Annotated in this window: 16 protein-coding genes and 3 pseudogenes; 16 read left to right on the top strand and 3 right to left on the bottom strand. The window is 45.1% G+C overall.

The annotated features are described in order from the left end of the window. From QUB06_RS04425 to QUB06_RS04485, 14 genes and pseudogenes are all read left to right on the top strand, one after another. Nucleotides 1-307, top strand: a pseudogene (locus QUB06_RS04425) (ABC transporter permease subunit); the annotation flags it as partial. 294 nt (nt 308-601) lie between these two features. Beyond that, nucleotides 602-1,423, top strand: a pseudogene (locus QUB06_RS34650) (leucine-rich repeat protein); the annotation flags it as partial. A gap of 501 nt (nt 1,424-1,924) precedes the next feature. Continuing rightward, nucleotides 1,925-2,494: pseudogene (locus QUB06_RS34655) on the top strand (DUF6745 domain-containing protein); the annotation flags it as partial. A gap of 572 nt (nt 2,495-3,066) precedes the next feature. Continuing rightward, nucleotides 3,067-4,020 carry an ABC transporter ATP-binding protein gene (locus QUB06_RS04435; RefSeq protein WP_333434271.1) on the top strand — a complete coding sequence of 318 codons (954 nt, stop codon included), beginning with the start codon at nt 3,067-3,069 and terminating at the stop codon, nt 4,018-4,020. Nucleotides 4,021-4,098: 78 nt separating this feature from the next. Then, a complete protein-coding gene (locus tag QUB06_RS04440; protein WP_333434272.1) occupies nt 4,099-5,796 on the top strand; it encodes a hypothetical protein in 1,698 nt (565 codons plus the stop codon). A 57-nt stretch (nt 5,797-5,853) separates the two neighbouring features. Then, the gene (locus tag QUB06_RS04445; RefSeq protein ID WP_333434273.1) at nt 5,854-6,039 is read left to right on the top strand and encodes a hypothetical protein; all 186 of its coding nucleotides are present in this window, start codon (nt 5,854-5,856) and stop codon (nt 6,037-6,039) included. A gap of 77 nt (nt 6,040-6,116) precedes the next feature. Then, the gene (locus tag QUB06_RS04450) at nt 6,117-7,787 is read left to right on the top strand and encodes a hypothetical protein (RefSeq protein WP_333434274.1); all 1,671 of its coding nucleotides are present in this window, start codon (nt 6,117-6,119) and stop codon (nt 7,785-7,787) included. A gap of 575 nt (nt 7,788-8,362) precedes the next feature. Continuing rightward, on the top strand, nt 8,363-10,525 hold the full coding sequence (locus QUB06_RS04455) for a DUF4394 domain-containing protein (protein ID WP_333434275.1): 2,163 nt from the start codon (nt 8,363-8,365) through the stop codon (nt 10,523-10,525). A 189-nt stretch (nt 10,526-10,714) separates the two neighbouring features. Beyond that, a complete protein-coding gene (locus QUB06_RS04460; protein WP_333434276.1) occupies nt 10,715-10,999 on the top strand; it encodes a hypothetical protein in 285 nt (94 codons plus the stop codon). Between the two features lie 30 nt (nt 11,000-11,029). Further along, the gene (locus QUB06_RS04465; RefSeq protein ID WP_333434277.1) at nt 11,030-11,722 is read left to right on the top strand and encodes a hypothetical protein; all 693 of its coding nucleotides are present in this window, start codon (nt 11,030-11,032) and stop codon (nt 11,720-11,722) included. Between the two features lie 405 nt (nt 11,723-12,127). Further along, on the top strand, nt 12,128-12,529 hold the full coding sequence (locus QUB06_RS04470) for a hypothetical protein (RefSeq protein WP_333434278.1): 402 nt from the start codon (nt 12,128-12,130) through the stop codon (nt 12,527-12,529). A gap of 644 nt (nt 12,530-13,173) precedes the next feature. Beyond that, nucleotides 13,174-15,003: a group II intron reverse transcriptase/maturase gene (gene ltrA, locus QUB06_RS04475; protein ID WP_333434279.1), complete on the top strand. Its 1,830-nt coding sequence runs from the start codon at nt 13,174-13,176 to the stop codon at nt 15,001-15,003. Between the two features lie 21 nt (nt 15,004-15,024). Beyond that, the gene (gene nrdJ, locus QUB06_RS04480) at nt 15,025-17,913 is read left to right on the top strand and encodes a ribonucleoside-triphosphate reductase, adenosylcobalamin-dependent (protein WP_333434280.1); all 2,889 of its coding nucleotides are present in this window, start codon (nt 15,025-15,027) and stop codon (nt 17,911-17,913) included. Between the two features lie 164 nt (nt 17,914-18,077). Then, a complete protein-coding gene (locus QUB06_RS04485; RefSeq protein ID WP_333434281.1) occupies nt 18,078-19,577 on the top strand; it encodes a hypothetical protein in 1,500 nt (499 codons plus the stop codon). A 224-nt stretch (nt 19,578-19,801) separates the two neighbouring features. Here the strand turns inward: QUB06_RS04485 and QUB06_RS04490 are convergent, their stop codons facing one another. Beyond that, nucleotides 19,802-21,088 carry a Glu/Leu/Phe/Val dehydrogenase gene (locus QUB06_RS04490; protein WP_333434282.1) on the bottom strand — a complete coding sequence of 429 codons (1,287 nt, stop codon included), beginning with the start codon at nt 21,086-21,088 and terminating at the stop codon, nt 19,802-19,804. 426 nt (nt 21,089-21,514) lie between these two features. On the opposite strand from QUB06_RS04490, the gene QUB06_RS04495 reads away from it, so the two are divergent. Further along, a complete protein-coding gene (locus QUB06_RS04495; RefSeq protein WP_333434283.1) occupies nt 21,515-22,126 on the top strand; it encodes a DUF4126 domain-containing protein in 612 nt (203 codons plus the stop codon). 218 nt (nt 22,127-22,344) lie between these two features. On the opposite strand, the gene hemH is transcribed toward QUB06_RS04495, so the two are convergent. Beyond that, on the bottom strand, nt 22,345-23,508 hold the full coding sequence (hemH, locus tag QUB06_RS04500) for a ferrochelatase (RefSeq protein ID WP_333434284.1): 1,164 nt from the start codon (nt 23,506-23,508) through the stop codon (nt 22,345-22,347). Between the two features lie 254 nt (nt 23,509-23,762). Here hemH and QUB06_RS04505 point away from each other — a divergent pair, with 254 nt between their 5' ends. Next, nucleotides 23,763-24,098 carry a methyltransferase domain-containing protein gene (locus tag QUB06_RS04505; protein ID WP_333434285.1) on the top strand — a complete coding sequence of 112 codons (336 nt, stop codon included), beginning with the start codon at nt 23,763-23,765 and terminating at the stop codon, nt 24,096-24,098. Between the two features lie 184 nt (nt 24,099-24,282). Here QUB06_RS04505 and QUB06_RS04510 read toward each other — a convergent pair whose 3' ends face one another. Next, a complete protein-coding gene (locus QUB06_RS04510; protein WP_333288855.1) occupies nt 24,283-25,404 on the bottom strand; it encodes a hypothetical protein in 1,122 nt (373 codons plus the stop codon). Nucleotides 25,405-25,520 lie beyond the last annotated feature (116 nt).

Raw genomic sequence — 25,520 nt, forward strand, 5'->3', positions numbered from 1 at the left:
GGGCTCGCCGGGAAGCCGGACGATCGAGTAATTTACATTCATGCTTTGCGGAATGCTGTTAATCCGTTGATTACGCTATTGGGTTTTGAGGCAAGCTAGTTTGTTGAGCGGTGCGTTTATTGCGGAATTTTTATTTAATTGGCCGGGTTTGGGAAAGCTTACTTTGGAAGCGGTGAACAATCAAGATTTGTATTTAGTAATGGCCAGTTTGATGATGGGTGCAACCATGTTGATTGTGGGGAATTTGTTGGCGGATTTGCTGCTGAAAGCTGTCGCTCCTCGGATTAAGCTGGAAGATTTGAAATAGAAGACTTAATTCAGTAATATGAGGTACGCAAGGGCGATTTGTAATAGTCAATAGTCAACAGTCAACAGTCAACAGTATTCCCATTACCCATCCCCTATGCCCCATGCCCCCTGACCAATCTCGGAGTGTTTTATGTCAGAAAAACAACCAAACGATCTAATGAGTTTTAGCCGCTTTGCCGACTGGTGCAGGCATATTGACAGTCTTTCAGAAGAGGCAAGGCACACAGTTAAAGTGTTGTTAAAAAAAGCTGGCACTGATGACCCTGAAGCAGCGGAGCAGATACTTTCAAGCATGACAGAACTCGATCTCAACAGAAATCGAATTACCGACATCAGCTTCCTCGGCTCGCTCACCAATCTGACCACACTGGATCTCAGCTACAATCAAATTAGCGACATCAGCTCTCTCGGTTCGCTCACCAATCTGAGCACACTGTCTCTCCGCGGCAATCAAATTACCGACATCAGCTCCCTCGGCTCGCTCACCAATCTGAGCACACTGGATTTCGGCGACAATAAAATTACCGACTTCAGCTTTCTCGGCTCGCTCACCAATCTGACCACACTGAATCTCTACAACAATCAAATTACCGACATCAGCTTCCTCGGCTCGCTCACCAATCTGACCACACTCGATCTCTGGCGCAACCAAATTACCGACATCAGCTTCCTCGGCTCGCTCACCAATCTGACAACACTTTCTCTCGAAAACAATAAAATTACCGACATCAGCTTCCTCGGCTCGCTCACCAATCTGACAACACTGGATCTGTGCAGCAATAAAATTACCGACATCAGCTTCCTCGGCTTGCTCACCAATCTAACCACACTCAATCTCGACAGCAATGGAATTACCGACATCAGCTTTCTCGGCTCGCTCACCAATCTAACCGCACTGCATCTCAACTACAATCAAATTACCGACATCAGCGCCTTGCGATCGCTCACGAATCTGACAACACTGCATCTCTACCACAATCAAATTACCGACATCAGCGCCTTGCGATCGCTCACCAATCTGACAACACTGCATCTCAAGTACAATCAAATTACCGACATCAGCGCCTTGCGTGAGCTCACGAATCTGACAACACTGGATCTCGGCGGCAATCAAATTACCGCTCTGTGCGTGTTAGGCCTCCTCGCACAAAAACATCTTACTCTCTCGACTACGCCAATTGATGCTCAAAAAGCCACAGAAGCAGTCAAAGTTGCCTATGCCGCTATTGGCTTAGAAGAACCCTCCGTTATTGTTTGCAGCAGTCCCCGCGATGCTTTTCTCCAACTCTTCAACTTGCCCAAAGGCGACCATTCACCAAACTGGTCAAAGGAAGAGCATTGGGATAGATTGGGGAAAAAGCTAGAGTGGAAATGGATGTCCCCATCGATTGTGAGAGAATTTACAAATCCGGCGGTGTGGGAGTATGAGCTCCGTAGCATGACGATCGAGTCCGAAGCAGACAGCACACTGAGTTCGCTAATGTACGAAGTTGTTGAGGAATATGCTCGCTCGGAACGAACGATGGGGAATTTTTTTCCCGCTCATTTGTTAGACCTGAAATTCCCTGAAACCCCCACGACTTTGTTTAAAGAAATCTATTTGACTCAATGGTATATCTCTTCATTAGGCATCAATATTTCCCAAAAGGCACAAGAAATACATCAGTGCCAAAAGCAGCTTTTCGAGCATTGCGGTTGGATATTTCCCTTTGAAAAAAATTGCGCGGTGTGCGATCGCCCCCGCCACCTGCGCTTTGACAGTCAAAACCGCCTGCACGCGGAAGGAGAACCTGCGATCGAGTTTGCGGACGGATGGAATTTTTACTATTATCACGGCGTCGAATTGCCTGAAGAATACGGCGAAGTCCACCCAAATCAATGGCAATCGCAATGGCTCTTAACAGAAGACAATGCCGAGCTGAGGCGAGTGTTAATTGAAGGAATTGGTTACGATCGCATTTGTCAAGAGTTGTCAGCAAAACAAATAGATAGTTGGCAGGAATATGCACTATTACAAATAGATGAAGCCGATGATGTCGAGCCGATTTGTTTGTTAAAAATGACTTGTCCAAGTACGGGATTCATTCACGCTTTGAGAGTGCCGCCTTACCTGATATCAGCTAGGGAGGCAATTCGCTGGGTAAATTGGGATATCGATCCAGAGGAATTTTCCGTGCAGACTTGATATAGCAGAAGGAAGAAGGAAGAGGGAAGAAGGAAGAAGGAAGAGTTAATATTAGCAAGGATTTCAGCGATCGAGAATGTCCTTGTTTTAATTTCAGAAACGAGATGACAATTCCTGGAAGAACGAGCTAGGCTAGCTGTAGGCATCTATTTCAATCGGGACTTACGCACTGGCGATCGGAAACGGTTTTTTTTTGGGAATACTTAGTTATAGCACCCAAAAGCGACAAAAACCCGGTTTCTTTGGTGTTGATGCGGAATATCCTTTCCGGTAGATTAGCGATTTGTCGTCGAGTGGGGGCAGGTTTATGAGATTGTCGGTTTTCGGCAATTATTGTCGGTGAACCTGCCCCTACAAGACATGGCGTTTGTAATAACGGATCGGATCTATCTGAGATATTGCAGCATTCTCCATTAGCTGTAGGGGCGGGTTCGCCAGTAGGCTTAAACGTTTGCAGACAGGTTAAATAAACCCGCCCTCCCCCACGAATAATCCCCTCAAATCAATCGGACTCGATATAACTCCTATTATTCCCAGAAATGCACCGATAAAATTTCATTCACCCTCCAAACATGGCAAAACAACTAGCAATAGAAACTCGCGGACTCACGAAACAATTCGATCGCCATATAGCCGTCAATGACATCGATTTGCAAGTAGCAGCAGGCGAAGTATGCGGACTGATCGGCCCCAACGGTGCCGGCAAAACTACTTTGCTGCGAATGCTGGCGGCGGCTGAGGAACCGACTATAGGGGAAATTTACATCAACGGGGATAGGTTATTGCGCGATCGATCGCACCCAATTCTCAAACAGCGCATCGGCTTTCTTCCCGACGACTTTCCCCTCTACGACGACTTGACTGTTTGGGATTATTTAGACTATTTTGCCCGACTCTACAACCTCCAGCAACCGCGCCGCCGAGAGCGAATCAACTCCGTGTTAGAACTCGTGCAACTAACCAACAAGCGCAACAGCTTAATTTCCACCCTGTCGCGGGGGATGAAACAGCGCCTGAGTTTGGGGAGAACTATTATCCACGAACCGCTGTTGCTGTTGTTAGACGAACCCGTTTCTGGCTTAGATCCGATCGCCCGAATGCAGTTCCGCGAAATTATCAAAGTTTTGCAAGAAGCCGGCATGACCGTAGTCATATCATCTCACGTTCTCAGCGACTTAGCCGAACTTTGTACCTGGGTCGGCATCATGGAACTCGGATATCTGGTCGAAAGCGCACCTTTACAAGAACTTTACAAACGCCTCAGCCGCCAGCAAATTTTCATGTCGGTTTTAGGAAATCAATTAGAAGCGCTAACATCGGCCTTAAAAAACTTTCCTTGGGTGGAAAATTGGGCAATAATCGCGGAAACTCAACAGGTGTGCGTTGATTTTTCAGGAAGCCCGGAAGATGCCGCAAATTTATTACGGGAACTCGTCGCCGCCAACATTCCCCTAACCGAATTCCACTGCACTCAAGAAGACTTAGAAACCATTTTCCTCAAAATGGGACACCAGCAAGCATCCTAAGAAAGCTTTTTCCCCCGTTACCAAGATGAACCGTGAGTTATAACTAACTCATCACCCATTCCTCATAACCAATAACCAATGACACTCAACTTACTAGACAAAATAGGCAACTGGAATCCCCAGTTATTTCGAGAAATCAAAGGCCGCTTGAAGATTGGCAATATGGCGATCGCATCTGCCCTTTCCCTCTGCGGTCAACTGCTGCTGTTCATGTATTTCAGCGGCCAGATACCTGTTGCTCCTCCTGATGGGAAGTACATTAACCAAATCAGTCACAAATTTTGCACTTTCCAGGTTAATGTCAATGCCTATTCCTATCGGACAATCTGCGTCAGAGATGCCTTGGGCAACTTTGCCATTAACTGGCCGAAGTGGTGGCTAGAGATATTCACTTGGCTGAGCATATTGAGCGTGTTAGCTCTGTTAGTAGCAGGGACTTATATGCTGGTCAGCGACTTAGACAAGGAGGAACGCCGCGGGACACTCAACTTTATTCGCCTCAGTCCCCAGTCTGCCAAAACAATTTTTCTGGGCAAAATTCTTGGCGTACCAATTTTACTTTATTTAGCAACAATTCTGACAGTACCCCTGCATCTGTACGCTGGATTAGCTGCTCAAATACCCCTGAATGAAATTTTATGTTTCTACATAGCGGTTGCAGCTAGCTGTGCTTTGTTTTACAGCAGTGCGATGCTATTTGGATTGACAACCAGTTGGTTGGGAGGATTTCAACCTTGGTTGGCTAGCGCTACGGTTTTTGTTGTGTTTGGGATGTCTGCGATCCAGTTATCGCGAACTGCTTGGGATTTGCTAACATTTTTGTCTCCCATTCCTATCCTGAGATATCTGATTTTTGGAGTTGGTGTTAATAACAATCATGCTTTCCATTGGTTAGCTGCAGACTTAGACAAGTTGCAATGGTTTTACTCGCCAGTGGGTACAAATATTGCGAGTTTTCTTGCTTTGTCTCTCTTGGTTTGTGGTACAGCAACCTACTGGTTGTGGCAGGGATGGCAGCGCCGCTTTCCCAATCCCAGTGCTACAGTTTTGAGCAAGCGGCAAAGTTATTTGGTAGTTATCTGCTGTCAGGTAATAATTTTAGGGTTTGCACTCCAATCAAACCCCATAGCAGGCTGTAATATCAGCGCTTTACTTATCTTTAATTTGCTGATCTTCTTAGCTTTAATTGCAGCTTTAACATCTGAGAGACAATCTTTGTACGATTGGGCGAGGTATCGGAAACAAATCGTTCCCAGCAATCAGAAGTTGTGGCGACGCTACCCACTACTCGATTTAATTTGGAGCGATAAAAGTCCGGCTGTAGTTGCGATCGCGATCAATTTCCTCAGCTCAGTAATAATTTTAACACCTTGGGCGCTGTTGGAAAAACCTGAGATAAACGGGTTTTGTGGTGTAATTGGCTGTCTGAATCTCATCCTAATTTACGCAGGGATCGCCCAAATATTCCTATTTACAAAAACCCGAAATCATGAAATTTGGGCCGTCGGGGCAGTCGGCAGCGCTATCTTGTTGCCACCTCTGATTTTATCTATGCTCTTATCTATGCCCTTGCTCACCCTAGTAGAAGCTCCTATTTTCTGGCTGTCTTCAGTATTTGGCGTTGGGTTTTCGTCGTCTCTGACAGCCGTGTCAGGAAATACGATTTTGCTATCCATACTCAGTCAGTGGACTGTCTTGGTGTTGTTGAATCTCAAATTGCGATCGCAACTGAGACTCGCAGGGGAATCAGCTTCTAAAGCACTGCTGAAAGCTTGAAAAAGCAGGGGAAGAAAAAGGGGAAGGAATCATTCGGAATTAAAAAACTTTCCTTGGGTGGAAAATTGGGCAATAATCCCGGAAACTCAACAGGTGTGCGTTGATTTTTCAGGAAGCCCGGAAGATGCCGCAAATTTATTACGCGAACTCGTCGCGGCGAAGATTCCCCTAACCGAATTCCACTGCACTCAAGAAGACTTAGAAACCATCTTCCTCAAGATGGGACACCAGCAAGCATCCTAAAGTGCTAGTTTCCTGTTTACCAGAATAAACAGTGAGTTATAACTGAGTCGTCACCCATTCCTAATCACCAATAACCAATGACACTCCACTTACTAGACAAAATAGGCAACTGGAATCCCCAGTTATTTCGAGAAATCAAAGGTCGCTTGAATACTGGCAATATGGCGATCGTCTCTGCCCTTTCCCTAAGCGCTCAACTGCTGCTATTCATGTATTACAGCGCCCAGATTCCCGTTCCCCCTGCTAATGGGGAGTACACTTACCCCATCTATAACAGATTTTGCATTTTCAAAAATGCCAGTTCCTATGAGAAACAGTGCGTCAGAGATGCCTTGGGCAACTTTGCCATTGACTGGTCGATGTGGTGGCTAGAGATATTCATTTGGCTGAGCATATTGAGCGTGTTAGCTTTATTAGTAGCAGGGACTTATATGCTGGTCAGTGACTTAGACAAGGAAGAACGCCGCGGGACGCTCAACTTTATTCGCCTCAGTCCCCAGTCAGCCAAAACAATTTTTCTGGGCAAAATTCTTGGCGTACCAATTTTACTTTATTTAGCAACAATTCTGGCCGTACCCCTGCACCTGTACGCTGGATTAGCTGCTCAAATACCCCTGAATGAAATTTTATGTTTCTACACAGCGGTTGCAGCTAGCTGTGCTTTGTTTTACAGCAGTGCCATGCTATTTGGATTGACAACCAGTTGGTTGGGAGGATTTCAACCTTGGTTGGCTAGCGCTACGGTTTTTGTTGTGTTTGGGATTTCTGGGCTCCCGCTCACGCGAGCTGCTGGGGATGTGTTACATTTTTTGTCTCCCCTTGCTATCCTGAGATATCAGCTTTTTCTAGTTGATAAAACTGATTTCGATTCGTTAGTTGAAAACTTAGACAAGTTGCAATGGTTTTACTCGCCAGTGGGTACAAATATTGCGAGTGGCCTTGCTTTGTCTCTCTTGGTTTGTGCTACAGGAACCTACTGGATGTGGCAGGGATGGCAGCGCCGCTTTCCAAATCCCAGTGCTACAGTTTTGAGCAAGCGGCAAAGTTATTTGGTAGTTATCTGCTGTCAGGTAATATTTTTAGGGTTTGCACTCCAATCAGACCCCCCTGGAGGCAACGGTAATCTCATCTGTTTACTTATCTTGAATTTGGTGATGTTCTTAGCTTTAATTGCAGCTTTAACATCTGACAGACAATCATTGTACGATTGGGCGAGGTATCGGCAACAAATCCTTCCCAGCAATCAGAAGCTGTGGCGACGCTACCCACTACTCGATTTAATTTGGAGCGATAAAAGTCCGGCTGTAGTTGCGATCGCGATCAATTTCCTCAGCTCAGTAATAATTTTAACACCTTGGGGGCTGGTGGAAAAAAATGAGATAAACGGATTTTGGGGTGTAATTTGCTGCCTGAATCTCATCCTAATTTACGCAGCCATCACCCAACTATTCCTATTTACAAAAACCAGAAATCAGGAAATGTGGGCCGTCGGGACAGTCGGCAGCGCTATCTTGTTGCCGCCTGTGATTTTATCTATGCTTTTACTCACCCCAGAAAAAGCTCCTATTTTGTGGTTGTCTTCAACATTCTTTGGTGGCTTTGTGTCGTCGTCTTTCGCCGCGTCAGGAAATACCATTTTGCTATCCATACTCAGTCAGTGGACTGTCTTGGTGTTGTTGAACCTCAAATTGCGATCGCAACTGAGACTCGCAGGGCAATCAGCTTCTAAAGCACTGCTGAAAGCTTGAAAAAGCTGGGGAAGGGATTAAACGTGAAACTCCGATTCAGGCAGGGATTTAAACCCCTGCCTGAAAGCTTAAGTCGTCTGAGAACGAATGTTTAACTAACTTATTATGCCAATTCCGCATTTATAATCCACTTTATATTGAGCGATGGTGGTCGCCGCCACACACACAAAGCCCACCTTCGCAGGCTTTAAGATTAAAGTTTAAAAATAATTTCTGACTGGACAGATCCAAAATTATAGAGGCAGCGTATATTACTAATGAATGCAGTACAAAATTTCATGGGTTCGCACCGCTAACAATTTCAGCTTGCCTGTTTGCAGTTGAGCTGCGATCGCTCTTGGCTACACACCCAACTATAAAATACGGCTAAGCGATCGGTATTTAGGAGTGGGTTTATTTGAATCGGGGGGCGGGTTTATATATCATTTTAGCTGCGTGTAATACTTTTATGCCAACCCACCCCTACAGCCGAAAATAAGAAAAACTATCCTAAAAGTGCGAATTTGTGATATTTTGACTGAGAATACCACCGCCGTTAGGCAACAGAAGTATTAAATTTAGAGGGTAATTAGAACATGGCAGAAATTAGAGACACCGCCCAAGCAAACTTGCTAGCAGGAACTCCAGAAGATGACCTGATTTTTGGTTTGATGGGCAATGACACCATTGCCGGAAATTCAGGTAATGACAGCATTTATGGCGGGAAACAAAGCGATTTAATTGAGGGCAATTTAGGTCAAGATTCGCTCTTTGGAGATTTAGAGAACGATACTATTAACGGCGGAGAAGGTAACGATTTTTTAGTGGGCGGAAAAGGCAGCGATTCCATATCGGGAAACTCCGGCAATGATGTTTTGTCGGGCGATCGAGATACTGATGTCCTGATAGGCGGAGACGGGGCAGACCTATTTGTTTTGAGGCGCTACGCGGAGGCTGATCCTTCCCGTACCAGCGGCGGTGTTAGTTTGGCAAATGCCGACCTGATCGCCGATTTTGTACCAGGTACAGATTTAATCGGTTTGGGGGAAGGTATCAGTTTTAGCGACTTGAATATTCTGGAAGCTGGAAACAATACTGTTATTCAAGACAGGGTAACAGGAGAATTTCTCGCTACTCTCCAAGGGGTGAGACAAAGTGCGATTAACCAGGCAAGTTTTACTAATAATATTGGCAGCGTTGTTCCCAATCCCCCGCCTCCAGCGCGGACAACGGCTTATGCTTTAACTCCTGCTAATCGGATTGTCGGTTTTAGTCTTTCCAATCCGGGAAGTGTCATCACAGATTTGCCCGTGACTGGATTGCAAGCGGGAGAAAGTTTGCTGGGAATTGATTATCGGCCGGCTAACGGTGTGCTATACGGTGTGGGTTCTAGCAATCGCTTGTATACTGTCAATCCGATGACTGGGGAAGCAAGTCCAGTCGGTAACGGGCAGTTTGCTGTTCCCCTAACTCCGGGGGCTGCGGGTTTTGATTTCAATCCGACAGTCGATCGAATTCGGTTTGTCAATCAAGCCGATCAAAACGCCCGCCTCAACCCGGATAACGGGGCACTTGTGGATTTTGACACGCTGGCGGGGGGAATTCAACTCGACGGGAATTTGGCTTATGTTGCGGGCGATCGCAATTTTGGGTCAAATCCAGCGGCTGCTGGGGCTGCGTATGTGAATAACTTTGCCGGGGGAACTTCGACAACGCTGTTTGTAATTGACAGCGATTTGGATGTTTTGGTGCGACAAGATCCGCCGAATAATGGAGGGTTGAATACGATCGGATCTTTGGGAGTTGATGCTACTAGCGTTCTCGGCTTTGATATCAGGAGTATTGGCGGCCGCGAGGTGGCAGTGGCGGCGCTGGAAGTCGGTGGCATTTCCGGCTTGTACAATATCAATTTAAGTAGCGGTCAAGCTTCCTTTGTCGGTCAAATTGCCGACGGGAGACAGATTAACGGTTTGGCTTTGCCTTTGCCTACAGCTTACGCTTTAACTGTTAGAAATGGCGCTGAAACAATTGTCGGTTTTAACGAGGCGGCACCGCGGGCGATTCTCAGCGACGTTGCAGTTACAGGGTTGCAGCCGGGAGAAAGTTTGCTGGGAATTGATTTTCGCCCCGCTAACGGTGTGCTATACGGTGTGGGTTCTAGCAATCGCTTGTACGCGATTAATCCAGTTACTGGGCAAGCAAGTGCAGTCGGTAGCGGCCAGTTTGCTGTTCCCCTAACTCCGGGGGCTGCGGGTTTTGATTTCAATCCGACAGTCGATCGAATTCGCTTTGTCAATCAAGCCGGTCAAAACGCCCGCCTCAACCCGGATACGGGGGCACTTGTCGATTTTGACACGCTGACGGGGGGAGTTCAACTCGACGGGAATTTGGCTTATGCTGCGGGCGATCGCAATTTTGGCAATCCGGGCGCGGGTGTGGGGGCTGCGTATGTGAATAACTTTGCAGGGGCAACTTCGACAACGCTGTTTGTAATTGACACCAATTTAGACATTTTGGTGCGCCAAGATCCGCCGAATAATGGGGTGTTGAATACGATCGGATCTTTGGGAATTGATGCAGGTAACGTTCTCGGCTTTGATATCAGGAGTGTTGGCGGTAACGAGACGGCTTTGGCTGCGATCGAGGTTGGCGGAGTTTCCAGCTTGTACAATATCAATTTGACGACCGGTCAAGCTTCGATCGTCGGTCAAATTGGTGACGGCAGGGGATTTAAAGGTTTGGCGCTAACTTTGATTTAGATTGTCGAGTCCGAGCGACGATCGAGTCCGGTTGAGCAGTTATAATTATCCCAGTGCAATTGCAGTGCGAGCTAGAAGTTCGCACTGCAATTCCCCATTCCCCATTCCCAATTCCCCATTCCCAATTCCCGATTCCCGATTCCCGATTCCCAATTTGAGTTAATCTATTATTTTGACGAAAAAGATAAAATGTTATCCCAAGTTTTTTACTTGCTGCGTTCTCGTGCTGACGGCAAATATATCAGCGCTTGTCCCAATCCAGATTCGGCGGTGAGTTACCTGCTGATGTTCCGCGAAGACTATGACGCTTTGAGTTATCTCAACGCTCACGCTGCTGAGGTTGCCGATCGATTCGGCGTAGAATCGATTTCTGGTTCTTCTGTCAAAAAGCTGCTCGAACGTTGGGGATTTAACGGTGTGGGGGTTGTTCAAGACCCCCTGTTGCCAAATATTGAGTTTTTAACAACTCATTAAAGTTATTTTCCTTAAAATTGAACTCGAATCATGAATCTAAAAAAAAGGTTGCCACACTCTCCCTTGGCGATCGCCGGTTATTGCCTAATTATTGCGATCGGCATCATGTTTTGGGGCGGGCCGATTTCTGTAGCTGGATCAGTTGCAGAATTGAGAATTGGCGAAGGGTCTAGGTCTGAGTTAGCCCTTCGTGAAGGTCATCGAATCACGATCGTGTCCGGACATTCTTTTTCATGCGATTGGAAAGATGCCTCCAATAACATCAATCGATGTAGAACGAACCTGAAAGGTCGATCGCTTGAGATTGAATTTAAGGAAGGATGGGTGGAAGTAGTACCGCAGTGTAATATTAGATACAGCGGACAATCGTTTCAATGCGGCGGTTTTTATGACATGCGCCACAAACCCAATCAAGCCGATCTCTGGGTAGAAAATTCTCTGGGCTTAACAGACTTCGATCGAATTTGGCTTTTTTTAACCAATCCATTAGCCAATCTCTTCGGAAATATTACCGAACTTGATTGGGATAATATAGAACCTATTTTGAGTTGGGTAGTAGCCATTCTAATTGCAGCGGCACTCGGTTTGCACTTTATGCAAACACCCAGGGTTGGGTCGAGATTTGCAGGTTTCATTCTAATCGTGCCGATATCAATATTAATCAGACCGATCGTTTGGTGGTTTATAGGATTAGTCTTGATACTAACCGGACACGTTGATTGATAAAGTAATAATAAGTAATAGACATCTCCCATAATTATTGTGGAACAGGCCGTCCAGCCTGTTCTTCACAGCCTTTTTGGAAGATGTCTAATAAGTGATAAGTGATAAGTGATTAACTCTCGAATTATAATTTCCATTTTCAAGCGCGGAAGCAAAGAGAGTAGTCATGCGATAAAGCCGTTTCCCGAATTCTCGGATGAGATTCAAAATAGCGTTATCGATCGCCTCGCCTTAAACGGAACTTACACCGTGTAATGGCTGTAGCGATCGCCCGATCGACCTTCCCGAGTCCGAAGCCCCATATTTAGTGCAAATTGTCAAATTTATCAAGCTTTCACCCTAAATCTGAATCCTGTTGTATATTCATAGTCTGTTGATATATTCCGACACGTCAGTACACAACCTATGGTTCGAGAATTAGAGCGATCGAGTGCCAGCGAGAAACGCAACCTGTCCGATTTCCCCGAAACAGCACCCGCAGCCAATCCAGTATTTTTTAGGACGTACAGCCGCCGTACCGAGACGGGAAGGGAGACTTGGGCCCAAGTGTGCGATCGAACAGTCAAGGGGCTGCAAAAGCTGGGAAACCTCACCCCCGAAGAAACACAACTGCTGCACCAGATGCAAAACCAGCTCAAAACCCTCGCTTCAGGCCGCTGGCTGTGGGTAGGTGGCAGCAAATGGATCGAGCAACCAGAGAATTTTTCCGGCGCATATAATTGCTCCTCAACAAATATTCTCGACTGGCGTTCCTTTGGTTTGTTAATGGATTTGGCAATGATGGGCTGCGTGCGATTCGTTGGCTAGAAACCAAACCTCGCAAGGGTTTGGGGGATTAGCCGCCAGGTAAGTCTACCAATAACGGTAAGAACCTTGACAACTTGATAGTCATGTTGGTGACATCGAAATAGATAATGCCAGTACAGCAAAAACCATACAAATATCTAATGGTAAATCTGGAAAGCATATAAATATCTGATGAAGTCCAGCCCCCTAAGTGCAAGGGTGAAAGCACTTTCCCCACGGTAGCGACTAGCCATCAATCCGTGAAGCGGGAATGAACGGTGGTAAGAAGTAAGTCCAGACTTCGACTCCAACTAGCAAGAGAGTATGGTTAGCGAAAGCGAATCTACGTCTGAATCATCGTGATCATATAAAACAGCCTAGTGGACTAACAGGCTGTGCCAAAAGGCAAGGATAGAGTGACCCCAATAGCAACCGTTGCGGTCTGCACCACTCGTAATCCCGGTGAACAGTAGAAACCTAAACTCTCAACCAATGACTATCAGGAACGAAGTAACCACATAGTTTCTCTCAGGAGGTCGATGCCTGAGTAGGTGCTAACCGGATGAGCTATGTGGCGAGATAGAGTCAGAAGCTAATGCCTGCGGTAATGCGTAGGATATGCTGACGGACTCACGGAAAACAGATATATGTAGGTACAAGTAGCAATGAAAACGACTAAAACGAGTTTTAAGACTACGGCGGTATGGAACAACATCAACTGGAAGAAAATTCAGAGGATGGTGTTCAAGTTGCAAAAGCGCATACATAAAGCTGCTCAACGTGGGGATGTCAAAGCAATGCGACGACTTCAGAAAACCTTGATGAAGTCCTGGTACGCTAAGCTTCTAGCAACGCGACAAATAACCCAAGACAACCGAGGCAAGAAGACAGCGGGAATAGACGGAGTAAAATCCCTCAATTACGCTCAACGTTTGGAACTAGCAAAAAATCTAAAGATTACCGGGAAGGTCAAACCAACCCGAAGAATCTGGATTCCTAAGCCAGGGACAGATGAAAAGCGACCCCTAGGAATTCCCACAATAACAGATAGGGCTTTACAGGCATTAGCCAAACTAGCCTTAGAACCACAATGGGAAGCCTACTTTGAGCCAAATAGTTATGGGTTTAGACCAGGGCGGGCAACACATGATGCCATCGAAGCCATCTACTTAGCTATCCATTGCAAAGCTAAGTATGTCTTAGATGCAGATATCTCTAAATGCTTTGACAACATTGACCATCAAAAACTGCTGAGCAAAGTAAACACCTATCCCTCCATGAAACAGTTAATCCGTAGCTGGCTAAAAGCTGGATATATGGATGGGCAGAATATATTCCCAACAGAAGCAGGTACACCACAAGGGGGAGTTATCTCTCCGCTACTGGCAAACATTGCTTTACACGGAATGGAAGAGGCTATTAAGGAATATGCGAACACCCTACCTACTCGTAGGAACCACGGGAAAAAGCAAAACCGGAATGCCCTCAGTTTGATTCGCTATGCAGACGAATTCGTGCTTATTCACGAAGACATCAATGTTGTATTAGGGGCCAAAGCCGTCATTGAAGGTTTCTTAAAAGACATCGGCTTGGAACTAAAACCAAGCAAGACTATAATTTGTCACACCTTTGAAGAACATGAAGGGAAACAACCCGGATTTGATTTCCTAGGTTTCAACATACGACAATTTCCAGTCAACGATGGGATGAGCGCTAAAGCACCCAAATCAGGAAAAATCCTGGGATTCCAAACAATCATCCAACCCAGCAAAAAAACGGTACAACGTCACTATAAGGCTATATCTGACATCATCGATTCCCATAAATCCGCACCACAAAAAGTGCTAATTCAGAAACTCAACCCCCTCATTCAAGGATGGGCTAACTATTACTCATCTGCTTGCTCAACAGATGCTTTCAGAGATTTGAATCATCTGATTTATACCAAGCTAACATCGTGGGCGAGATACAGGCATCCTAATAAGGGTGCTGAATGGGTAGTTGAAAAATACTGGACAAAAGTAGGTGGGGATAACTGGGTGTTTGGTTATATCAACCCAGACACAGATGAAAGATATATCTTGTCAAAGCATACATGGACTAAGATTGTTCGCCATATCAAGGTTAAAGGCGATGCTTCACCATTCAACGGTGATTTCGTCTACTGGGGTTCAAGAACTGGGAAGAGTAAAGAAATTCCCTCTTTACTCGCCAAAACCTTGCATAAGCAGAAAGGAAAATGCGCCCAATGCGATCTAACTTTTACAACGGAAGATCAAATTGAGCTTGACCACATTCTACCAATCAGCTTGGGCGGGAAAAAGAAGTTCGAGAACATTCAAGCATTGCATAGACATTGCCATGACCAAAAGACAGCCAGAGATGGCAGTCTGAGCAGTTCCTATAACAAAGGTATGTTTTCTGAGGAGCCGGATGAGGTGAAAGTCTCATGTCCGGTTCTGGAGACGAGTAGCACTCGCGAGGGTGTTGCTTAGTTTAATGGCACTGGAGCAGTCTTGGAACCACAATATATCAACCAACTGCCGCCGATCCGCAACCGTTTAAGCCTAACCATGCAAGGCGAAATCGGCTCTACACCCGCCCTGTCGCGCCGTCAAGAAACTGAAGTAAAAATAGACGAAAAAACCGCAACTATTTATGTCGGAGATTCTCGCCAAGGTTGGGTAAACTCCTATCAAACTTTGCTGGAATTATCCACAGATGAAAGATTTGCAGGAGAAGTTCAAGTTTTTATCGATTTGAGCGATGTTCGCCCCGTGGGAGAACCTTTAAAAGGTTTTGGCGGAGTAGCAAATCCGGTGAAATTGCCCGACCTTTATCAGCGCTGCGCCGCTATTTTGAATAAAGCTTTAGGGCGGCAGTTAAATTCAGTTGAATGCTGCGTGTTGATTGATGAAGCGGCGGTCACGATCGTCGCCGGCAACATTAGAAGATCGGCCGGAATGCGTCAGTTTTATGCTGATGACGAACTGGGGGCAAATGCTAAAAACAATTTGTGGCAACAAGATGAAAGCGGCAACTGGAGAATAGATCCAGAACGCGATGCCCTTCGGATGGCCAACCATACGCGAGTTTTCCATACCAAACCTACACTAGAAGAATGTATTGATGCTGTCCGCAAACAGTATTACAGCGGCGAAGGTGCGATTCAATGGGCAGGGGAAGCTGTAGCTCGCTCTAACGTTGATTTACTTTCAACACCGAGTCTTAGAAGTGAGTTTTTGAAAGCTTACGACGAAGGAAAAGCTAAAGAGTGGTTGCAGGAACGCCATCCTAATATGACTGCTGGCGAGTTAGAGCATCGGTTAGTCCGCGTGGGCTTAAACCCGTGTGGTGAAATCATCGGCTCTAATTTTCATTGTGTCAGTGGCGACACTCTGCTAATTACTAGAGATGGACTGCATAAAATAAAGGACGTTGTTGGAACTGAAATCGAAATTTGGAATGGTAAAAGATGGAGCTGCGTCACACCATTTAAGACAGCGAGTGATACTTGTGGCGGGCGACGCAAACTTTATCGTGTAAAGTTTGGTGATGGTACTTATTTGGATGCCACAGAATATCATCGCTTTTTTGTCAAGGATCGCTTTGGTAAAGTTTACAGAGAAGTTCAAACCAAAGACTTGATGGATACAAGTCGATATAGCATTCATACTGAACCTTTTACAATTCAGTATGAAGATGGCTTGAATATCGATTCAAGTTATGCTTACACTTTGGGGGTGGCTGTAGGAGATGGAACTACAGACACAAATGACAATGCGAAAGTTCGACTTTACGAACACAAAATGGCATTATCAGTAGCAGGAAATAAGTCTCCTGAAAGAAGCTATGACTATTTACCTGCTTTTACCGATGTAACTAACTTGAGCTTTTCTGGAGAGTTGCTGAAAAGTTTGAAAGTTAACCCAGAAGCACTAAATGTAATTGCGAGCTGGAATCGGCAAGCAATTTTACATTTTATTGCTGGATTAGCCGATACTGATGGCTCGAATACCCACAGTAATGGTATCAGAATTTATATTTCTGACCGATCTCGCGCTTTTAGAGTTCAGTTACTTTTGACCAAATGTGGTATTCGTTCGTCGCTAAATCTTTGCGCTCATCAAGGGTCAATTACTAATTACGGTGTCCGAAGTCGAGATTTGTACTACTTGCAAATTACTGAATGTGGTGAAATTCCTTGTCAGCGGTTAGATGTGAGCAAAGGGACGAATGCTAAACACAAAGGTAAATGGCAAGTGGTCAGAAGTGTCGAAGAATTACCAGGATTGCACGATACTTACTGCTTCAACGAACCAGAGTTTCATAAGGGAGTTTTCGGCAATACCCTAGCTGGAAACTGTAATTTGGCGGAGGTTCACCTCAATCAAATTGACCCTTACAACTTCAAAGAACAGGAGGAAGCTTTCAGGGCGGCGGCTCTATCTGTCGCGGTACTTCTCAATCACAAATTTATTGAACCCCGCTATCAATACAGCCGCGAACTAGACCCGATTGTCGGCGTATCTTTCACGGGATTGTTCGATTTCTTCGTTCATGCTTTTGGCGTTGAGTGGCTTCGCTGGTGGGTGGAAGGCCGCCCGCAAACTCCGCAAGGAATCGCTTTTAAACAGCGGGAAGAAGAGTATTTGAGTGGTTGGCGCGAGATTGTGAATCGGGTAGTATGGGATTATTGCGATCGCCATTCCTTAAAACGCCCAAATCGCTGCACAACGGTTCAACCGTCGGGTACTAAATCTCTGCTGACAGGTGCTTCGCCGGGGTGGCATCCGCCGAAAGCCCAGCGTTTCATTCGCCGAATCACTTTCGGCAAAAACGACCCCGTAGCCCTCGCCTGCATCGACTACGGATACAACGTGATTCCGTCTCAATCTGACAAAGATGAAAACGGCAATTTGCTGAACAATCCCTTCGATGAACGCTGTACAGAATGGCTGGTAGAAATACCTGTTGCGGTAAGTTGGGCTGACTTGCCCGGTGCTGATGAAATTGACATTAACAAATTCTCAGCGGCGGCACAAATGGACTTTTATATGCAGGTGCAAAAGTTCTATGTCAGACATAACACTTCGGCTACGATTGAACTGCGCGAAAATGAAGTGGAAAGTTTGGGAACTCGGATTTATGAAGCGATTCGCGATGATGAAGGCTACATTTCCGCAGCGCTTTTGGCTCGGTTTGATGCTCTTGAAACTTTCCCGCGTCTACCCTTTGAACCGGTGAGCAAGGAAACTTACACCAAGATGGTGGAAGAGACTTTAGCGCGTCGCCAAATAGATGTTTTTCATGCGGCACTAAGTCGCTATGACTTAGGTGAAATGATGGATTCGGGGCCGGCGGGCTGCGATTCCGATAAGTGTTTGATGCCAGAGACTAAATAGATTTAGCGCTCGGCTTAATTATGAGAAATCCCCAAAGCCTGGGGATTTCTTTTTTTGAGTTGTACAAAAATGCTAAATAAAAACTGCGCTCTCTATTGACATTAGCTGGCGAACTTGCGAATATTATCTATAGAAATACGTCGCAGCAAATATAGAACAAAAACATGAATGTAGACGAAGATATCCTGCAATTACCCCATATCGGTTTAAAGAACAGAGCTATACTTCCCGAACTCTCAGGAATATATTATGTTATAGACGAAAATTATATAATTTGGTACATAGGAAAAGCAAAGAATCTACGTACCCGCTGGGCAGGTGACAGCCACCACAGACTCGATCAACTACAAAAGCAACGAAAAAAGCTGTTTACCATCTATTACGAGTTAGTGCCTGAATCGCTACTTGATGCTACAGAACAGGAGCGTATTGAGCAGCACAGCCCGCAGTTGAATGGAACTACAGTCAAGGTTAAGAAATTACGTCCAACAGAAACACTTTTACGGGAAACGCTAGCTAACCTTGCCCCTTACAGTTTTATATTAGGTGTAGAATCAGCCCGAAAACAAGACCTGAAGTTCATAGAAGATTCTCTGTATTGGCGAGATAATGTGAGAGTTAAGAAGGCTATTTTGCCTTTGACTGTGATACATATTTGCATAAATGTAAGCGAATTATCGACCGGGACAAGCGGGAACTCAGCGATACGTTTCATCAGAAATATTTTTAGGAAACGCAGTAATTATTCAAAAAACTGGGAGTCGGCTTCTAAATACAAAAACAGGGCTGAATATTCAGTCAAAGTATTATTAGTTAATGGCTTCGTTATAGAAGTATGTGGAATATGGCAAGAAGCATTAAAATACATTCAAGACTATGAGTTAACTCAACTGGCTAATGTAGATATGAGGGCTGTGGATGAAGATTCTTTAGTTATTATAAAAAATAAGTGTTTACTTAACGGCGAAGCAGGGGTATTTTTAGCTCCTGACAACCGAGATTATCCATATCATGAGTTTTGCCGCAAGGCAATAGAACGAATATATCCTTATAAACAAGATTTGGTTAAACTACTATTTAATGAAGAAATCGCTCTAGTAAGTAAGCCGCAAGTATTGCCAACAGATACCAGAACCCTACGCGATAGTAAGACGGGTCTTCTTGTCCGGCTAGCTAACCTTGCTGATAAGAAAGGATATATGACTGCATTGTTAACGGAACGCGGTCTTGACTTAAATCTTTATCGGGTTAACAAGTATTTAGAGTCCCTACCAAAAGATGATAATTACATAGACAACATCGGAGATACAAGAATGACTGTCTTTATCCAGCCATTTCTTTGGAATCTCCCAGAAGTTTATTTGGCAGCGACAGTAGATAGAGTGTTTTGGTTACTGCTAGAAACTTACCTGTCGGATTTTACTAAAGTAAACCTAAACGCAGAAGAAAGATATACAAGCAAAGCCTATGTATCGCCTCGAAGATTTATAGTACCTGCGACACTGACTGTCACCTTAAATGGGAAATGGAAAGCAGGCATCCCATTTGGTTCTAAAGATGATATGTCATATAAAGCAGTTGTAGATATTATCACAAGTCGCTTACAGGCAAGCGGAATACCTAAGCTAAAGTTCTCGTTCACATTAGATAGTATACGCAGCTAGTTACTCACAAATCAATAGTAATATCATTTATCTCTATTTGAAATCTCTATTTGAAAATATCTTTCCGCTTTTGCAGCAGCAAAGTTACGGTTAAATAAACTGCTGCGTGCAGGCCTAAAATTCCCCAATTCAAAGCTAAGTTTTACCAAGTAGGTTCGTAGACTGCACTCTTCTCGAATAAGTGCGGTAAGATTGTGCGATCGGGCAATCTTACCGCACTTTCCTCAACCGTTCACATAATAATCCCGCGTTCCCTTCGCATTCATCGCTTCTCCGAGTCGATTTAACCCGTACACGTAAGCCGCAGTTCTCATGGAAACTGACAATTCCTGAGATTTTTTCCAAATTGCCTCAGTTTCTTCGACCATTTTATGCTTCAACCGCTGGTTGACTTCCTCCAGCGTCCAATAAAGCCCGCTGCGATTTTGCACCCACTCAAAATAACTAACCGTTACGCCTCCCGCATTGACTAAAATATCAGGGATTACTTGAATTCCCCTCGCTTCTAAAACCACATCAGCAGCAGAATCAATCGGGCCGTTAGCTACTTCAAAAATAAACTTAGCCTTAATATCATTAACATTGGCTTCAGTTATTTGATTCTCCAAAGCTGCTGGAACCAGCACGTCTACATCTAAGGCTAAAAGTTGCTCATTTGTCAATATTTCGTGTTCGATAATATTGCAAACCGAATCTTCGCAGTAAACAGCTTTGATACCTTTGTTAGAGTCTTTAAAGCTTCTAATACTGGGGATATCCAGCCCTTGTTTAGCATAAATTCCCCCTTGGGAATCGCTGACAGCAACAACTTTGTAACCTGCTTCCCACAGAAGTTCTGCTATTTCTGCACCCGCATTACCAAAACCTTGTACTGCTACAGTTGTATCTTGAGGATTTAGATCGAATTTGGGTAGAATAGTTTGTACTACAAAAAACGCACCCATTGCTGTGGCCGTATCTCTGCCCAAACTGCCGCCGATTGTCACTGGTTTACCAGTCACAACCGCTGGAGAAAGCTGCCGCTTAATAATATTGTACTGATCCATCATCCAACCCATAATCATGGGGTTGGTGTAGACATCTGGCGCGGGAATATCGACATCGGGGCCGATGAAATCTGCGATCGCATCGACATAGCCCCGGCTCAACCGTTCCAATTCCAGTTTGGACAATTCCTTGGGATTGAGAGTAATTCCGCCCTTGGCTCCTCCAAAAGGCAAGTTCAAAACTGCACATTTAAAAGTCATCCAAAATGCTAAGGATTGCACTTCATCAAGGGTTACTCCCGGATGATAGCGCACTCCTCCTTTAGACGGGCCTCTGGTATTGTCGTAGCGCACCCGATAACCTTGGAAAATTCGCAGGGAACCGTCGTCCATCCGCACGGGTATCGATACAATTAAACTGGATTTGGGGTGTTTCAGCCGTTCGATCGTATCCTCGGAAAGGGACACATATTTTAAGGCTCGTTCTAATCGGCGGCTGGCATCGGCAAATAATGATTCAGACATAATAAGACTAAGGAAGAGGTTCGAGGGAATAAGGAAAGCACGACACGGATTTTGACACGGATACACGGATTAATTATTTAGTGTCCGTCAGATTTTGAAGTCAGAGGGAAGAAGGAAGAATAGCTGACATCTTAATTTTAAGTATCTCGGCTGAGCTACTGGTTTTCCTATACATTTTAATTTAATCACAATCCAGGTTGAATTCTGTCAACTGTCAACGGTCAACTGTTCACAAACTGCCTTGTGTCGATCGACTTTTCGAGCAGTGCCAAGCAGCGATTAAGCGGATACACTTACAATAGAGGGTGATATTTAAGCTCAAGCCGCAATTTGAGTTCGATCGCTCAAATCACTGGCAGCCATCAGGGGAATTAAATTCTGAAATAGATCGAGGCTTTAGCTGACGTTAGAAACTGAATTATTATTATGGTTGGACTCCTAGCCGCCCTATCTGCGTCTGCGGCAGGGGGTATGAGAATTGCCCTGCCCCTGCTGTTAATTGGTTTGTTGCGGATTGACAAACTTTGGTCGGAAATACCTCTATTGTCGGGGGTTCCCCCCCAAGTGGCTATCACCATCTTGGTGAGTTGGTCGCTATTAGAGTTATTTGCTTCTAAAACCTTTGTAGGACAGCGGGTACTGCAAATTGTGCAAATTATTTTCAGCCCCATTGTAGGAGCAATTATGGGAATTTCGATCGCTCAAGTAAGTTCGATCGACGAAATTATTGCTCACCCTTGGATGTTGTGGATAATTGGTATTGTCGGAGGTTTGTTGGCTTTAGTGCTGCAACTGGTACAAGCAGGATGGTTTTACCGGCTGCGGGGTTTGCCGATTTGGGTGATTTTCCTCCAAGATGTTCTGTGCATTTCCTTGGTTTTGTTTGCCTTTGACGCCCCGCGACAGGGAGGGTTAGTTGCGATGATGCTGCTGTGGCTGGCAATTCGCAGTTCTAAAGAGTGGTATCGCTGGTACAGAAGTCAGGGAATACCGGGCGATAGGCGAAATCCCCGCCGCAGCAAGCGCGATCCTGATTAGTTATTGGTAATTAGTTATGGTTTATTAGTCATATCGTTTACGGTTGTTTGGGAATGATTTAACCGCAGAGACCGCAGAGGGCGCTGAGGAAGAGAAGAGAGAGATGAATACTTCCGATACCCACGAATTTTATATCATTAGTCATTTGTAACAACAGTCAACAGTCCACAGTCAACAGTCCACAGTCAACTGTCAACTGCCAACTGTCAACTGTCAATTTAAAGCAATCCGATCGAGTGTAGCGGGCCCTGACCCGTAATTAACTCTAGCAATAGTGCCACAAAACCAATCATCGCCACACGACCGTTCCAGACTTCCGCCCCCGTGGTCAAGCCCCACTCCCACTGCTCTTGAGGGTACATTTTCACTTTTTTGGAAGGGCGTATCACATCAGAGAATTTAACGCTGGGAGATTCGATCGACTCGATGACTAAATCGGCCAAAGCTTCAATAAACACCGGATGAGTATTCAGGGCGGGCACTCGGTAGAAATTTTTAATCCCCGATTCTTCTGCTAATTCTCGATACTCCATGTCAATTTCTTGCAGAGTCTCGATGTGTTCGGAAACAAAACTAATCGGAACTACCAACAAATCTTGGACTCCATTTTCTGCCAATTCGGTAATCGCGTCTTCGGTGTAAGGCTTGAGCCATTCCACCGGGCCAACCCGACTTTGATAAGCTAGAGTGTGTTCGTTCGATCGATCTAAATGTTCCATAATCAGACGAGTGCAATCTTCAATCTCGCGCTGATAGGGGTCTCCAGCCTCTTCTACGTAGCTGAGGGGGACGCCGTGGGCGCTAAAAAAGATGTGAACTCGATCGGGATTCGGATTGTGGTCTAGTTGTTGGGCTATCAATTCCGACATTGCCTGAATGTAACCAGGCCGCTTATACCAAGAAGGAATCGCGGTATATTGTATATCCTTGAGGGCAGGATCTTTGCCCCACATTTCTTCTAGCTGCCGGAAGCTAGAACCGCTGGTGCTGATGGAAAATTGAGGATACAGCGGCAAGATTGTCAAATGTTCGATGCGATCGCGCTTAATTTTGGCTATCGCTTCTTCGGTAAAAGGATGCCAGTAGCGCATCCCCACGTATACTCGAGCATCCTGTCCCTTTTCTTGCAAGAGTTCTTGCAGGGCTAGGGCTTGTTCCTCGGTAATTCGCCGCAAAGGAGAGCCGCCACCGATTTGGCGGTAGTTTTCCTGGGATTTTTGAAAGCGCAGGGTCGAAATCAACCAGGCGAGCGGTTTTTGCATCCACGGAAACGGAATGCGAATGATTTCCGGGTCAGCAAACAAGTTGAACAGGAAAGGACGGACATCCTCGATTTGATCTGGCCCGCCCAAGTTTAATAGCAATACTCCCACACGACCCATAGCGGTTACAGCTCTCCCATCGTCTCAGTTCTGTTACTTATCTTTATCATATAATTTAATAATATCTTAAGTCGATAGCAAGGTATACATAATTTTGACTATAGCAACAATTTTTAGAGATTTAAGTTATCCGTATCAGTGTCTCTAGGATTGCGATCGCGTGTCTAGCTGCTTTGAGCGTAGGCGGCCATCCTCGTTTCGGTCACAACGGCCCACGAAAAATGTACCATCAGCCAATTATTATTTAGAAGATTTTGCCGACTGTCAGTTTGACAGGAGTACACAGCAGCGTTGTGATGCACGAAATGCAATGGGCGCAATGGCGACAAATCTTTCAGGAAGTATACCGCGTGCTTAAGCCCGGTGGTCTATTCATTTTGGTAGATATTCATCGACCCACAAATTCGGTATTTAGGCCAGGGTTGGCTGTATTTTTGTGGTTGTTGGAGACTGAAACTGACTTGGGGAGTTTGTTGATAGAGGGGGGATGGCGATCGTACAATTCCGAAGTAACTCCACAACCCAAACTTTATGCTGGCTGCTGCATTCAAGTAATCCAAGTTCAAAATTCAGCAGTTATTAGTCATTAGTCAGCAGTCATTAGTCATTAGTAATGGACCCGCCAATTAGTGACTAATAACTGCTGAATTCTTACTTTTAAAATCAAGAAGGTCTACTCATCGCTAATCCTTCATGACTAATGACTAATGACTAATGACTAATGACTAATGACTAATGACTACTGACTAATGACTAATGACTACTGACTACTGACTAAACAAACTTTTTCGCTTCGGCCAAAGCCGCCTCAAACTTGAGCAATACATCCTTTTCGGTGTGAATAGCTTTCTCTTGTTCCAGCAGCGGGCGGCCAAAGCGAAAAATGCCGTCCTGTTCTACGTGGTCTACATAAGGTAGCGTTTCTGGATGCGGCAAAAATTTTCTGCCGATTGGGTACGGCGTGTGGAAAGAAAAACTAAAATCGGGAAACTTGTCGCTCTTGATTTCGAGATAGTAAAGCGAGTAATAATCTTTGGTTTCGCAGTACACACATTCGCGGCACTTATTTACAAGTTTGCGGTTCTGATAGAAAAAATCCCACTTATCCCAAAAGTAGCCATCTTTCATCATTTCCTGGTGGTCGTCGCACAGTTCGAGATATAATTTGTCAGAATCCGCCGGACGGTAGAAGTAAAGCATGGCGTAGGGCATTTCAATCAGTAACTTGACTGCTTGATTTTTTCGCTGATACCATTCCTGCTGGTGAGTTTCGTAGACTTCCTTATATTTAATTGCTTTAAAGCTGTTGAGCTGATTTTCTTTGGCCCAGCGCGACGCCCAAACAGTCCAGTAAGCTAGCTGGAAGGTTGCTGAAATTTCCGCCGAACCTTGTTCTTTCCAGTCGGCAATGATTTTTTCCCAAGCTGAACTAAAAGCTACCCGTGATTGTTCGTTTTCTTCAGGCTTTTCTGTATTGATTGGGGTGGGTATTTGGTGATTATTTTTAATCAGCCCTTTGGGTTCTTTGCGCCAATTATTAATATCGGTTGGCGTTAGACTTAAGATGAATCTTCTGTCGTGAACGGGATATTCTAAATGGATTCCTGATTTGCGGAAAGAGCGGTATTCTAAAATAGGGAGTTTGTCTTGTTCAATCCACTGCTGGCGTTCTGCTGGCGAACACTTGAGTATTGTTTCTAATTCAACGGGATCGACGGCTAATTCACTTTTGAAAGTCTCCCAAAATCTTTCTTGTTCGGCTGGATTTTCTTCCAGCAGGGATACAATTCGGTTGACGAGATGATCTGTTTGGTCTTGGCAATTTTCGGGAAGTCCTAAGAAGTCGAGGAGTTTGGTCTTGAGTATTCGTCTGGCTGAGATTAGCTCGGCTAACATGAGAAGCTCCAGTAGAGTCATGACTTGCGCCCTTGAACTGGCAAGATTTGCACAAGTCTTATATATCTTAATAGATTCTCTTGGGTTGTCGGCAATTGAAATGTCTGCGCGAGGGA

Origin of the sequence: Microcoleus sp. D2_18a_D3 (assembly GCF_036702455.1) — a bacterium.
Classification (GTDB): Bacteria; Cyanobacteriota; Cyanobacteriia; order Cyanobacteriales; family Microcoleaceae; genus Microcoleus.